The organism is Vibrio sp. 1751, from assembly GCF_033339895.1.
GTDB classification, from domain to species: domain Bacteria; phylum Pseudomonadota; class Gammaproteobacteria; order Enterobacterales; family Vibrionaceae; genus Vibrio; species Vibrio alginolyticus.
In genome coordinates this window covers 1-14,709 of the sequence record NZ_JAWOVM010000090.1, presented here as the reverse complement: position 1 = coordinate 14,709, position 14,709 = coordinate 1, and the positions used below count along the sequence as shown (strand labels likewise).

Below are 14,709 nucleotides of genomic sequence, written 5' to 3'. Positions count from 1 at the left end.
CTGAAACTCAGTATATTGTATAAAAGTCGGTCAACTTTAGGAGGTTTGGTTTCTCGTCTGAATTACGCAACAAAGCCGGCATCAAACGTATCGTGCATAGCGGCGTAAACGTGATGATTTTTTAATAGTGTGCAACGATCATTAAATGCAGCAAGCAACGACTTGTGACTAATTTGGTTTATCAAGCGCGGAATCCCCATGGATGAACGCCAAATCGCTTTTTTCTGTTCAATAGAAAAAATGTGCGCCCCATTGCCTGCTTTATCTAAACGATTATTGATGTAAGCCACGCCTTCATCGATAGAGAGAGGACGTAACTGGCAACTAAACGTAATGCGTTGACGAAATTGCCTTAGCTCATGGTTAGCCAATCTTTCATCCAACTCAGGTTGTCCGAATAACACCAATTGAATGAGCTTATCTTGTTCCGTTTCTAAGTTGCCAAATAGACGTAATGTTTCTAAAGCTTGTGGGGAAAGAGCTTGCGCTTCATCAACGATCAAGACGGTTTTCTTTCCCAAGGCATGTACTTGAATCAAGTGCTCTTGAATGAGGGAAACGATACGCAGCGGATCATCGTTCTCGATACCCAACTCTCTGGCGACAGCAAACTGCAACTGTTCCCCATTCAACACTGGATTGGGTAAGTAAATAAGCTCAACTTCAGATTCAATCTGCTCGATCAGCTTACGGCATACCATGGTTTTTCCAGTGCCGACTTCTCCCGTCACCTTAATCACCCCTTCTCCCATTTGCACGGCAGCTAGGATGGTTTGGATCGCCTCATAGTGAGGGACTAACCCCAAGAACATTTCTGTATTTGGGGTTAACGAAAAAGGCTGAACTCGGAATCCAAAGTGTGACAAGTACATACTCGAATCACAAACCTATTAAAAAACAGAACCTTTCCCAGCGCTTATTGCGCATCTGGGAACCACTCTTGCAGCAGATCACGAGAGCGCTCTAGCTCTTTCTGCCAAGAGTTCACGCCAACTACGGTCGGTTTTAGTAAGATGACCAATTCTGTTTTCTCAGTTACGTTATTCACGTTGCGGAACAAATGCCCCAGTGCTGGTACATCGCCCAAAAATGGGACTTTAGAAACAAGCTCACGATTTTGCTGTTTCATCAACCCGCCGATAACCACAACATCGCCATCTTTAGCACGAATAACCGAGTCTGATTCACGAATAGAGCTTTTCGCTAATGGCAGTTGGATGTTTTGGAAATCTCCGCCCAAGTTCAATTGCTTCACTTCTTCCGTGACTTCAATAACTGCGGGGTGAACATGCAGGAACACATTGCCTTTGTTATCAATTTGCGGAGTCACATCAAGGGAAATACCCGAGAAGAATGGCGTCAGTTCCACTTCAGGAACCGCATTTGAGTTTTCACCGTTGCCTGCATTGCTCGATAGCTCGGTAACAAAGTACTCATCGGTACCCACTTTGATAACAGATTTTTGGTTGTTGGCAGCGGTAATACGAGGGCTCGAAAGGACGTTCAAGTCACCTTGCGTAGACATGAAGCTCAATACAGCATTGAAGTTACCATCCGAAATAGTCACGTTAGTTTGACCGCCCAATAGCGTGCCAATCGCATCCAATGGTGGTAATGTCGACGCAGGGCGGTTGACTACGATACTACCCGAGTTACCAATTGATGCCGATAAGTTTGACCAGTTGATGCCTTGTTGGTAGCCATCATTCAACGTCACTTCTAGGATTTTAGCTTCAAGAATGACCTGGCGCTGCATGCGCTCCTGCGATACACCTAAGAACTCGCGTACTTCGCGAATATCATCTGGAAATGCTCGAACCGTAATAACTCCCGCTTGTGGCGTTACAACCACACTTTGCCCTTTGCCTGAACCAATTAGATTCGCAACGGCTTGCTGCAGCATAGGCCAGAAGTCACTTTCAGTGATGGTTTCGATGCGTGTACCACCCGTAGATGTGGTTGAGCTATCGTTGTTGTTTCCATTGTTAGAGTCTGACGAGTCAGAACTGTCTGAGCTACCACCAGAATTAGACGTACCAGCCGAGGTTACAGAGCCCGTAACAATGCTGGTTAATGAGCGACCAGAACGCTTGAACTGCAGGTAATCGACTGGAATGGTCACAGTACGCATACCTGCTGGGTAGATTTGAATAACTTTGCCAGACCTCACCACGTCATAGCCATACATATTCTGTACGACATTCAGAACTTCATCCAATGTCACATCTGACAAGTTGACAGTGATATTACCTTGTACCGATGGGTGAATCGCCACACTGTACTCTGTGCCTTTCACCAACGAAGCGAAAAAGCTTCTTGCATCGACCGCATTCGCTTGAATACGAAAACGCTTCGAGGTGCCTTGCTCTGATGCAACGTTCGAGTCTAAATTTGGCATCAAGTCTGCCTCAACAGAAGAAGGGATTTCTTCCAATGTGCGGCTGTTCGCTTGATTGATAGATTCATTGAGCGCTTCTTTAACTTCCACTGGATTCCGATGACCCATTGAACATCCCATTAAAGAAGCAATCGCTATTCCTACAACTAATTTGCGCATATCTGATCGGGCTCTGGTTATTATTGTTTTACGTTTAAATCAAAAAGCTCTAGGTCCCACTGACGGTTACCACGCTTTAAAGTTACAAATTCACTATTAATGCTCGCGACGCGATAACCCTTAAATAGCTCGCCTTTTTCGACAAGTTTGTTATCCATAATCGCGATACAATCAGTACTTGGCTTACACACAATACTGTTGAGCTTAGGCAGTCGGTACCGTTTAACTTTTGGTTTCGCTGACGTTTCAACCGCTGGCTTTTCCCAACCAAGTGGGGCCGTTGGGTCTTGGTTTGCCCAAGCGGTTCCTGCCGCTGCCATAACAAGCAATGAGATGATGAGTTTGTTAACCACCAATAAACTCCTCTCTAGATCCTAGTGTGTAGACTTCTAACACAAGCTTCGCTTTCGGGTACTCTTCGACTTTATAACTAAAGCTTCGCCAGTAATAACTCGCAGGAAGGCTCTCCAATTTATTCAGATAATTAGCAATAGAAAAATAGTCACCAGTCAGTTCCATACGAACAGGATGCACGTAGTAACCAGAGTATTGCGATGCTTCTTTATCTTCCGTTATTGGCTCAGATGGCAAGGTTTGCAGAGACAAAAGGTGAATGCCACTTTGCTGCTCCAACACATTTTCAAGCAGCTCAGCCATTTGCGAAGGTGTAATAAGATGCTCGATGATCTCCGCTAATTGCATCGAAAGATGCTGACTCTCAGCTAACAGATTAGATATCGCGCGATCAATCTCAGCATTTGGATCTTTCTTAAGTTGCGCCTGAATACGTAGCGTATCGATTTCAATCTTTTGATTTGCTTGCTTTAAATTACTTAGTTGCCTCTCATTACTGATGATCTCGTTAAGCTTTGGCTCCAATACCAGCGTAAAGAGCAACATGATTACGACAACTAAACCGCACAATGCAGTGAGCACTTTTTCACGCGTACTCATTTCGCCAAAGCGCCCTTCTAATGAGAGCCAGAATTCGTTCATTTCTCTTTATCCTCGCGCGTTTTTAGTTCAAACGTCACAATATCCTTATCATTTCGACCTATTTTGACGTCGTCAAACGTTCGACCAACCAAGCTAATTTCGTTTTTAAATTGGCTGACCCAATTTGGCACTGAGCTCGGTTTTTTCGCTAGTCCCTTCAGGTCTAAGGTATGGGTATTGATTCGAATTTCGGACAAAGAAATTTCTTGGTTTCCTAGCTTCGCTAATGATTGCATCACGCCAGAGTAACCCGTGCGTTGCGAGTCATCGTATTTCCCGACAGCTTTAAGCGAGTCTCGCTTCGCCTTGACTTCACGCTCTAAGCGGGCTTTAGCTGCCAGCTTATTATTGTCAGGTTGATGCTTACGTAGCTTGACTTGATAACGTTCAAGCTCTGACTTCATGATATCGCCTTTACTTTTTACAATAGCAATCTCATCTTCCAAACCGCTGCTCTGCCAAGTGACATAACCGTAAGAAAATAGAATTGCAGCCGCCGCAACGCCCCAAGATAACGCGATATTTTTTAGCGTCAGGAGCTCTTTTTTCGGTTTTAAGTAATCGGGATATAAGTTGACGCGTCGAGTATTTGAAGTAGCCGCAGTGTCAGCCAAAACATGCCCTGATAGCTCATGTTCTGGTGGTAATAACGGTGAAACCTTAGTACTTAAACGGTAGTTCAGAGCCTGAACAAGCTCGCTCTCATCCTCTTCATCACAGCACACTTTCAATTGATGTAATTGCACGTGGCGCAACTGAGATGAAAGATAATCAATCGAACGTTGCAGTTCTAACGACAGACTGTCCATCTGTAAATCGCTAGACGGAACCCCCGTTAACGGTGGCGTCACACTGCGAATAGAGCGGTGGAACGCAATAGTATTTTCGACAAAAGCGCTTATACGGAAATGACCACGCACACTGCGTTGTAATAATAGGAAGTTTCCTAGTTCACCCGCAGTCTCTCCCCAAATATCGTCTTCAGGAAGAATGGCTTCTAATGGTAACTGGGATCGACTGGCCAGTAACACAATCTTATCCAATATTTTTCGCGATAAGACGTATGCTTGCACTTTGGTTGAATTCGGTAACTCGACCGCATCGGCAATAATGTCGATGGCGCGCTCAGAGATCAGTTCTTTCAACAAAAACGGTAATGCAGCTGGCCATTCTTGACGCGGCATGACCGGTTTGTCGATTTGGTACATCTGGTAATAGTTATGAGAAAGAATAACCGTTAATGAATCATACGCACTCGCTGCAACGCTCAATGCTTGCTCAACGGCTTTTTCCCAATTGGACTCAGAAATATCAAATTGGTATGGACGACTACTTTTGATTGAAGATGATAAATAAACGGCGTCTGGCTGAATAACCAAAAAGCAGGAGCGACCACCACTAGATGATCGCTTAAGCTTGTCGAATAGTGCTTTGAAATCCATGATTATTATCTTTATTTTTTCCGCCAGCGATTTCGTCTTCCCAATTTAACTTGGGATTCTGATTGAGAATTCGGCAACGCTTGGGGACGAGGAAGAAACTGCTGCTCCGCAGAAAAGTAACGCCCTTGCCCACCATAAACCCCGAGCTCAATTAATGTGTTGAGCTCGTTCTGATTCTCAATTCCCACTGCTATAATTTTAGTTTTACTGTTTGCCGCCGCACCTAGCATACTGCGGACAAATAGCTGGTTTTCATGTCGTTGGTCGATTTTTGCTACTAAACTGCGATGAAGTTTAAGGTAACGAATGTCCACTTCTTTTAAATAGTGAGTGCTAACGATGGTACGCCCAGCCTGCCCAACCATTAAGTGGCACCCTAAACCGGCCAGCATTTTAGCGACTGGTCGCATAAAGTCTAAGTGTCTTACAAATTGTGCTTCAACAAACTCAAAACTGAGACACTTTCTCTGCTCACGTGACAACTGTAAGAGTTCATCACGAAACCATTTAAAGTACTCTCGGTTAGAAAATGGCGTTACATTCAAATTGAGCGCATACGATCTTGAGTTATCAAAATTATCCTTAAACTCTCTTAAGAATTTATTAATAACCGACTTATCCATTTGCGCTTCATAACCAACCTGTCTGATCGCAGAAATGAACCGAGACGCTTTAACAATCCCATTCTCAGGATCGCGAATCCGACATGTTAACTCTTCATATAATGATTTTTTATGCGTCGCGTCACTTATTGGGTGCACAGATTGTGCGTAGAGTATCACACTTTCAGGTGTAAGTGCTGTGTCAAATAACGTTCTCCACCTCACACTTCCGCGAGCTTCTTCATCGTGGTTCCATTTTTTGAAGCGACTCCAATTATTGTTATTTTGTAGTTGCGCACTACGCAAAGCAGTCTCGGCTTCATCAATGATTTGGCTGTGTCGCTCACCTTCTTTATAAGTGGTGATGCCAATATGGCACCAGTTGTCTGGATCAAGTGGCTCTGGCGGCATTAACTTTTCTAACTGGCGAATGCATTGCGAGGCAAGGTTAGCCACATCTTTCGCACTTTGGTGCGGTAGAAAAAGCGCAAAATCAGCATCGTAATAACGGGAAAATACAACATCTGGGTATCGTTGAACTAAATTGGACAATAAACTCCCAACTTCAACAATAAACTCATCCGTAATTTGCTTATCTTGCTCTTCTTCAACCAGTTTCCAGTCTTGAATACGCACTAGCAACACGGCGCCGCGAGCCCCACTTTCTAGTAACGCCGATTCCAACTTGCTATCAAATAACACTCGGTTAGCGGTACCGGTTAGCTTATCAAGGAAGGTTTGAGTTCGAATAAAGGTATCAAATCGGCTTCGCTCTTGACGCGCATCTTGTAACTCTTCGATTAATACATCGAGCGCTTCACTGGCGGTGTAAGGCCATTCTTTTTTGTCACCTTTGGCATACTGCTCCACCCTACCAGCCAGGATCATTCTGCCTCGCTCTTCGAGCATTTCGGAGCCTTCTAATTGCTCCTTAAGCCATGCCACGCCGCGCATTAAGCAGAAGATGATCAATATAACGGCAAGCGTGATCGACCAAAGCGCCTGCATTGAGTAGCTGTAACCTAAGTAAGGGGGAATTGCTTTAAAGTGAATCGTGTAATCTTGATTGTGAGTCAACTGGTACTCAGCCTCAAACAAGACTGACGCTTCCATTTGATGAGAAGTATCTTTGAAGCGATAAACAACGGCGTTGTTGGTCGACAACGTCATTTCGACAATATTGGAAGCCTGCAGCATTTTCGGCATCCAGCGCTGCATAGAATAAGCGGCGTCAGGATCTTCCATCTCCTTGTCGACCACCTCTACGATCCCTTCTAAATAATGGGTGAGATATTCCTGCCCAAGACGTTTAAAAGAGAGGGTGCCACCGACAAACAAGATAAACATGGCGCAGATAACGATCATGGTGACAAAGGCCACCAGCCGTGTGCTTAACTTAAGAGTTGGGGTATACCTCATGAATACCAAATTCCTTTTTTATTCATCATATACCTTATTGAAATATTTATACTTGATAAGAGTTCATCAAACAATCGGATTAGTCTGATAGTGAGAGGCTGGAGCATAAAGAAAATCACACTCATTGATAAGTTTTATTGTTACGCCTAACCTTGCCAAGATAAGCCTGTGAGATCATCAGATTGCGACAATAAAAAAGGCCGCGATATTCGCGGCCTTTTCGATTCAAGCATAAGCAGAATTTAAAAGGGTAGTAAACGTAATTTTTTGATGGAGTGAGTGAGTAGATGAGTGAGTAAAAACAGAAAACCACCACCTTTACTTAACTCAGACATCAAAAAAGAAATCAAAAAACCACACCTAACCTTACACTTTCACAAAAACCGTAAATTAAGAAGCAAAAATGAGCTAATCTACTTGAGAACCTCTATCTATTTTTACAGTTTCCACCATGAGGTTCAAGCACCCCAAAATGAAAAATTGCCGGACAACTTGGTCGTATTAAGGATGGTTTTCAAGTTAACTCTTTGCAGCGAAAAGAAACATCACACCTATAAAAGCTGGATTTAATACAGTCACTTGATATGCTATTCCAAAATAATAAGTGATGAAATTTTTGATGGAAAACTTAGCTGACGTATTTACAGCATTGAGTAAGCTTGATGGTAATACTTTAACGATTACTAGCATCGCTGTATCAGCCCTTGGTGCAGTTCTAAGCTTATTTATTGCCGGATTAGGCGTATGGTTTGCTATCGCTCAGTATCGCTTAAAACGCTCTACAAAAATAAGTGCCTCCTACAGCATTACTCAAGATGCTTTTTATCACAACACATACATTAATAGCGTCACCATCCAAAACCTGAAGGATAAGTCCGAAGCTATCTTTGGTATCCACTTACGTTTAGGGCACGGCTGCTACATAACCTTAGAAGACTTAGACCATAAGCCGATTATATTACAACCATTTGAAACCATAACTAAAGTCTATGACCCAGTTAGTTTTTATGGATGTAACTCCTATAAGGTAAATGTAAACAGTCTTTTAGAGTCAAGAAAAAATAGAGTTGTTCTTACTACCAACAAAGGGAAATATGTCACTAGGCGCGAACAAAGATATTGGAGTCCCATAGGCGAGAGTCTGCATAACCACGCTGTTGCCGCACTCCACATTGTAAAGTTCAGCTACCAAACTCCCAATGGTCGCAAGATAACCATACCTAACATCGTTCAATATATTGTGGAAGCTCCTCTACATGGTAAACCCAGTTTTTTCTATATCTATCGAACTGGTAATTCATTTAGTAGGAATAAAAAAGAATTTCAGCTTGAACCTGACATGTTGGTCAACAAAACTACTCTTGAAAAACATTTTGCCAACTTAAACACTTTAGAAGCGCTCGGCATCGAACGCACTTCAATAAAGGTTATAGATGTGGAAGAGCTAGATGAAATGAAACGTATTAACGACTTTTATATAGAAGCGCATACTCTAGACGAAACTTACTCTTGGATAACTGTTCACATTTTAGGAAGGCTTCTTGCCAAGTATGATAGCTACAAGCTAAATCGAATAAACGCTGACCGATACACCAGAAGCTTTTCGTACAACGAGCTATTGATAATCAAATGGCTACCACTATTTTTTTTAAGTGGCCTATTCATACTGGCGGTAACATTTGTGTTATTTTAAGCACCACCATCACCGGAAAGTGAGTTAAGCAATTTTGCCACGCTAGAGTTAATTTATTAATTACTAGTGGTAAGTCAAGCCACTGATACGCTTATACCCAACAAACTCGTAGATAGCCCCTGATTTAGTACAGATTATCCCAATACTATATTCTTGGAAAAGACTATTGTTTCACCTTCTTCATAGCAGCGCCCTTCTTTATCCTACTAGGCGTTTTTCCGGGTGTTAAAAATGGTATTGTGAAAGCTTCTCTGATATTTCCGGCTGCTTTTGCTGGAACGCGCTCGCCTTCTTCATTCCTAACGAAGTTTGCTACACGACGAATTGCTACCTTTTTTCCTACCACAGGAATATTGAAGTACATGTTCCATCCTTTGAAAATGCATGATAGACGGCATAACAGTGCATAAGATGTTGATTCTTTTCTTATTGATTCAAGGTAGTCTCGTACCTGATATTCAATGCTCTCTATTGACGTTTGCCCCAACCCTGAGATTACATTAGATATGTACATATCAGGGGTAATAGGAATCTCATCGCCTTCATAGTTTTTTAACTTTTCGTTTATAAGATAGTGCGCAAACGCCAATGTCGCCTGAGGTGCTTGAATTTGTTGCCTATGTTCCTTTGCTAAGGACGCAACCAGATTAACTGACCATGCCAATTCATCTTTACCCTGTACGTAATCAAGTATTTCAGCGGGTTTAAATGAGGTGCCCTGAGTGCCCCTAAAAGCATACGGGTTGATTGTCATGTCAAAAGCCTTTGAAAGCATGGCAACTTGAGAAAGAATCTTTGCATCTACGCTAACACCTGCCATTTCAAGGACGTTAGCTCTTGAACGAACGTTCCCTGTATCTGTGTGAGCAAAGGCTAGAGCATCAGATATCCCCCAAATAATGATCGCAATAAAACCGTAAGTTGATTTCGAAGCGGCCTCTAGCCTTGTGTGACCATCCAGTATTTCACCATCATGGCCGATAATGATCGGCTCTCCAGTAAGGCACCACCGTCCTTCATTCATGTCTTCTGTGAACTTTTTGACAGTGCTCCGGTTAACTCGACGGTTGCTTAAGTCGGTATTAATTTTTCCTCTTCTTGAAAACTTGAGCATGTCTCTGGCTACAGTTGGAGAAATATGTACAACCTCATGTCGAATGGGAGTCTCTAGGTTTATGATCTTGAGTTGGGGGTAGTACTGGGAATTCGATTTAAATATTTCGTCCATCACCCTCCTATCTAGCCTGAGGTTGGATGATTCAATTAACTGCTTTGAGCTAGCTAAGTATTCACTAGGGGATTTTTGATATTTATCCATCAACCCCTGAATAATAGAATCTTCTATTTCATTGTTTTCTTGGTTATTTTCTTTTTCGCTATTCATTTTTCACCTCAAATCTATCAGGTTCATAGTTCTAAAACCTTCCAATTTCACAAAGTTAAGCGTTTAATTGTTGATCGGACGGGTCGTCCGATCAACAATTATTTTAATCTCAACTTAGAATGTCAACTCAACATAATGAGGGGTTCATTCATTGCAAAAGAAATCAGTGAGGCTGGAAGGCTTGTGCTCAATGCACACGTTTGGCAAAGTTCAACAACTAACATCATGCGTTAAAGTTATTGATTTATTTAATTTATTCTCATTATTTGACATACCAAACGAACTTGAAGAAGCATTTCAATCGATACACAGCCGAAAGAATCAAAAGAGAATCGAGCTAGCAAAGAAATCTATTGAATCGGGACTAGATAACGTAGTTGAGGTGCCACCACCATCTCTCACTTTTGTTGTGGCGGAAGTCTTAAGTCATAAGTCTTTCGGCAGAGGTATCGTCGAACTAGAATACGATCCTCTCGACACTATGATTGTGGATGGTGTAATCACGTTGTTTGCCATGATGCAGATTAGTGGTTTCAGTCATCCGTTCGAGAAAAAGCGTATCTCTAAAGATTTAACTCAGAAAAATAGTCGAGTTAGGCAAGAACTCGCAAGTTATCCTGTGCAAGTCAACTTGTTGTTCTCACCTACAGAGCCACTGTCACAAAAGGCATGTATCACTCTTTATAAAAAATACAGCCAAGCTGAAAACAACATTTATGCACCTTTAATTGAAAGTCTAAATGCTGAATTGCCTTTGAATACTTATGTGAAAGATATTGCGGATGATATCGCTCTTGAATCTTTCGGGGGAATGAAAACGTCGTCTGTTAGGCTTTCTGTAAAAGACCCATATGTGACAACTGAGGCAACAATGATTCGTCTAGTTCTTGGTGCAATTGGCGGTGCAGATTACCAAGATAAAAACAAAGTCGACTTGTTTGGTTCTGGGCCATTTAGTGCAGAGCATATCGATACGATAAAGCCTTATATTTGTATATTTATGGAAGCGTGGTTGAACTCAGTAAAGGCTCAACTGCTTTCACATAAAAATGGCTTCCATTACTCAACGACACTTTGGCAATCACTAGGGTTAGTCATACATAAACTTTTTCTTGAGAAAAAAACTTTAGAAGAATTTGCTAAAGCTGGGGCTATTTTAGGTCGCTTGGATTACTCCAAATCAGCTAAGCACTGGGAAAAGTGTGACGCGCTTGAACTTGATGTGTCGGGACAAAGCTATAAAAACGTTTCAGGAGGAGGTAGAGCATTTCGTATTGCCTTAACTAACTACCTTCTTGAGTGTTTATCAGAGCAAGAAAAGTAAGAATGTTTCTGTTGTCCACGCGTGGTCAATGATGGTCAATGATGGTCAATGATGGTCAACAGCCTAGTTCGCCATGAGTTGGGTTACATCATCAATACAGAATACGTTGGCAGACTAACTCTTCAAATTCAACTCCAACCATTAAATTCTTTGGTTGTATAGAGCACTTCCTGTTGACAGTAAACTACTTCAATTTAGCTGTGGAGAGACGCACCATCTCATTAAGTGTTTTAGTGCACACTACTTGTTCTAATCGCTGAATGTGTAATTAGTTTAGTATAAGCTGCAATATCGACACCATCTGTATCTATGTTTATCTTTTTGTTAACTAAAAACACTTGAAACTGAGTTTTACTCGGCGCTTTGGGTAAAAATCATACAGATCGTGTCCGTTGAAGTGACACTTTTAGATTACATAATTTAGTTGGAGATAGCGATTGATGGAAGAGAGATCCCTTAGGTCTCATGTGTTGGATTTAATAGGAAGTTTTCTGTATCAAGAAAAATTCCCAAGCTACACATATTTAAGAGAAGGAATTCTGGACTTAGTTGATTCCACTTCATCATACAGAGAAGAAGGCGAAGAACTGTATCCTGAGATATTTATAACAAATAACATTGATTCAGTCCTAGAAACACTTCCTTTCTGTAAAAATGTTGAGATAGATAGGCAAGCCGCCTCTGTAAAAGAATTTTCTAATGCCTTAAAGCTTTGCGCACCGTTATCAAGAAATGGATGGGTAATCTACATAAATGTTGAAGAAACACACATTAGCTATGGAGTGGTGTCATCTGAAATTTCAGAATTAAGCCCAACATTCAGGACTCAAGCCGTTGGAGAGCTTAGCCAAAATGGTGATGAATATTGCATCGCTTATCTACAAAACGTAGGCAATAAAACTGTATTACTCAAAGGCTCTGAAGCAAGCGCTTTGATATGTCTTACTTTAAATAGTAAAGGCTCAGCCCATGGGCATGAATTGAAACAATTGTGTTCGTTCATTACGCAAGATATCGATGATCAGTACAAAGATATATCAGCCTCTTATTTTAAAAAACTGATAGGTAACGCTTTAATCATCGGTCATGGTAACTTAATAGGTGTTGTTAAGGATAATCATGAAAAAATATCAGCTTTGAAAACTCGACATAGCGATGGTATTTATCTCCGAAAGCCAATAAATATGTATGATTTATTAGCAGCTTCAGAAGAGGAAAAAACTAGAGAAGCATGTACATCAAATCGTCTTTATAGCTCACTTCTTGAATCGATGCTAAACCATGATGGCATGACAGTATTGACAACTTCTGGGAAAATTCTTGGTTATCATGTGTTTGTAAAACCGCAAGGTGATGAAGAAAATGGTCTTGTAGGAGGAGCTAGGACTAGAGCATTTGAAATAATGAAACGCAGTGAATGCTTTGAGTGTTGTTTTTACAAGTCCCAAGATGGAAACGAAAAGATTTGGAGTGTGAGCAATGCCTAGTAAAGAGTTAGTGTGGGCAGGCCCTACAGGCACATTAATACCTAAAAGCTGTTCTGAGCCACAAGAAATAGTCCTTTATGCAAACGGCTTAAATGACAAGCAAAAAAAAGATATCGCGCGTGCTTTTGAACATGAAGCATACGACATGGGGGCTGAATATACGTGGCGCAGGGCTATGGTCAGGCTTAAATCGACCTTAAAGACTTTAGGTATGGGCTTTATTGGAGAAATGCTTAATGATGATGATATAGATGAATACAGCAATATTGATATCGTTTTAAATGACTATAGCGCAATCAGTTTGGCTGAGCAGCTTGGAGCTATCAACAGCACTGGAGCATTGAAACTAAGGCATGCCTTGGAGTTAATAAGTCATTACTTGTCCGATGATGCTGAAAAGAACAACGAAGAACTATCAAAAATCGATGCTGCTGCGCTAGTTAACTCGTGTGTTCAATATGTCTTAGGTGAGACTGATATATCAATAGCAATTGAGTTCTCCGAACTAAGAAATCGACTTTATACAGAAAGCTTAACATTAGCCGACCCTCAAATTGAGCAGCTTTTAGATTCACCACCGTTTTATATAAAAACCGTAGTTTCTGTACTCCTGTCAGGTATTAAAAATGAGCAAGGCGCAGCTCAAGAGCATGCTGTTAGTAACTTAGGTGTATTAATACAACCTATTTGGAATCACATTCCAGAAAAGGATAAGTGGCAAATTGGGAATGCATACAGGGATGCAACTGCTGCTGGTGATATATCAGCTACTAAAGGTCTTAAGAATGCATTGCTAAAAGTAAAAGGTTTCGACTATGTGCCAGAAAACCTTCGTTCATCTACTTTTAAAAAGGCGGCAAAATCATTGATTGATGCTCATTTTGCCATGAACAACTTCTATACTGAAGGCCCATTAGTTGCCAACTTATCTAAGCTTGGAAGCTCGATTCCAGCACCAGCGTTTATAGATTGTGTCCAAGCATACCTATGTGTTTATCTAGGCAACTCGTATGGAGTATCTAATGCAGCATTTCCAACTGCTAAGTCAGAATTATTAAAGATTCCTGAGGATCGTTGGAGATATTACTTTGACAAGGTTTTGTGTAATGATGAGATAATTCTTGCTAAATTATTTAACAGTAATCCAAGAGATAGATTTAAAACATTAATACGTGAACATCTATCCTTTCTTGTAGAAAGTGAAAGTTTGAATACAGATGTACTTAAACTAGTTAAAGCTTTAAATAATGATGATAATAATCGTATAAGTATTATTTCCCGCAAGCTTTACGACAAGTTACGAACAAAATAATCTAATCATTGTTTGCTGTCGGGCATGTTTACCATGCTCCGACACACATTAGATTTCTATAAATAGTCAAAGTCATTATGTAAACTCAGTATTTGAATCTTTGTGAGGAGTAAAGGTTGTTGAAAAGTACTACGAAAGGTTTGCCAGCTTCAATCTGGAGGTGGTTTTTTTCATTGCAAGATGAAGAAGTTAACGAACAAGACCCTGCAAAAAAACTACTCAATAGTATGAGAATAACGGCAAAGTGCCGATTCAATGCATCTGTGCGTTTAACTAGAATCAGCAATTATTCTTTTCTGACGACGACAATGCTATCACTTGGTTTGATTTTTATTCCTTTATATCAAAATTCAGGGTTACCAATCCGTTTTACAGACTCAGTGTTAAGTATGTTGCAGATATTTTTAGCAGTTGCAGGGCTTTGTTGCGTAATTCGATGGAACTAAATCAAGAAGCTACGATCTGAGCGGTTACGCCCATCAATCGTCGTAGC

General features: G+C 41.1%; 12 protein-coding genes. 5 read left to right on the top strand and 7 right to left on the bottom strand.

Annotation, left to right across the window (positions count from 1 at the left end; all coding sequences use genetic code 11):
* Positions 1 to 62: 62 nt before the first annotated feature.
* Genes R7041_RS19770 through csrD form a run of 6 tightly spaced genes read right to left on the bottom strand, consistent with a single transcriptional unit; the run spans position 63 to position 7,016 of the window.
* On the bottom strand, positions 63 to 872 hold the full coding sequence (locus R7041_RS19770) for an ExeA family protein (protein ID WP_318114922.1): 810 nt from the start codon (positions 870 to 872) through the stop codon (positions 63 to 65).
* A 44-nt stretch (positions 873 to 916) separates the two neighbouring features.
* Positions 917 to 2,557 carry a pilus (MSHA type) biogenesis protein MshL gene (mshL, locus tag R7041_RS19765; protein ID WP_064368802.1) on the bottom strand — a complete coding sequence of 547 codons (1,641 nt, stop codon included), beginning with the start codon at positions 2,555 to 2,557 and terminating at the stop codon, positions 917 to 919.
* Positions 2,558 to 2,577: 20 nt separating this feature from the next.
* The gene (locus R7041_RS19760; protein WP_005381196.1) at positions 2,578 to 2,910 is read right to left on the bottom strand and encodes a hypothetical protein; all 333 of its coding nucleotides are present in this window, start codon (positions 2,908 to 2,910) and stop codon (positions 2,578 to 2,580) included.
* Positions 2,903 to 3,553, bottom strand: coding sequence for a type II secretion system protein GspM (gene gspM, locus R7041_RS19755; RefSeq protein ID WP_005381197.1), 651 nt, complete (start codon positions 3,551 to 3,553; stop codon positions 2,903 to 2,905). Before gspM ends, R7041_RS19760 begins: the two co-directional genes overlap by 8 nt.
* Entirely contained in the window at positions 3,550 to 4,995 is a 1,446-nt protein-coding gene (locus R7041_RS19750) for a hypothetical protein (protein ID WP_064368803.1), read from the bottom strand. Before R7041_RS19750 ends, gspM begins: the two co-directional genes overlap by 4 nt.
* 11 nt (positions 4,996 to 5,006) lie before the next feature.
* Entirely contained in the window at positions 5,007 to 7,016 is a 2,010-nt protein-coding gene (gene csrD / locus R7041_RS19745) for an RNase E specificity factor CsrD (RefSeq protein WP_005381201.1), read from the bottom strand.
* A 619-nt stretch (positions 7,017 to 7,635) separates the two neighbouring features.
* Between csrD and R7041_RS19740 the strand changes: the two genes are divergently transcribed.
* Positions 7,636 to 8,709 carry a hypothetical protein gene (locus R7041_RS19740; protein WP_258512624.1) on the top strand — a complete coding sequence of 358 codons (1,074 nt, stop codon included), beginning with the start codon at positions 7,636 to 7,638 and terminating at the stop codon, positions 8,707 to 8,709.
* A gap of 163 nt (positions 8,710 to 8,872) precedes the next feature.
* Here R7041_RS19740 and R7041_RS19735 read toward each other — a convergent pair whose 3' ends face one another.
* Complete coding sequence (locus tag R7041_RS19735; protein ID WP_258512623.1) at positions 8,873 to 10,093, bottom strand: chromosome partitioning protein ParB; 1,221 nt, start codon at positions 10,091 to 10,093, stop codon at positions 8,873 to 8,875.
* Positions 10,094 to 10,244: 151 nt separating this feature from the next.
* On the opposite strand from R7041_RS19735, the gene R7041_RS19730 reads away from it, so the two are divergent.
* The 4 genes from R7041_RS19730 (at position 10,245) to R7041_RS19715 (ending at position 14,662) form a co-directional block, all read left to right on the top strand.
* Positions 10,245 to 11,417, top strand: coding sequence for a hypothetical protein (locus R7041_RS19730; RefSeq protein WP_258512622.1), 1,173 nt, complete (start codon positions 10,245 to 10,247; stop codon positions 11,415 to 11,417).
* A 440-nt stretch (positions 11,418 to 11,857) separates the two neighbouring features.
* Complete coding sequence (locus R7041_RS19725) at positions 11,858 to 12,904, top strand: hypothetical protein (protein WP_089183970.1); 1,047 nt, start codon at positions 11,858 to 11,860, stop codon at positions 12,902 to 12,904.
* Positions 12,897 to 14,216: a hypothetical protein gene (locus tag R7041_RS19720; RefSeq protein ID WP_258512621.1), complete on the top strand. Its 1,320-nt coding sequence runs from the start codon at positions 12,897 to 12,899 to the stop codon at positions 14,214 to 14,216. Before R7041_RS19725 ends, R7041_RS19720 begins: the two co-directional genes overlap by 8 nt.
* A gap of 116 nt (positions 14,217 to 14,332) precedes the next feature.
* Positions 14,333 to 14,662 carry a hypothetical protein gene (locus R7041_RS19715; RefSeq protein WP_318128690.1) on the top strand — a complete coding sequence of 110 codons (330 nt, stop codon included), beginning with the start codon at positions 14,333 to 14,335 and terminating at the stop codon, positions 14,660 to 14,662.
* Positions 14,663 to 14,709 lie beyond the last annotated feature (47 nt).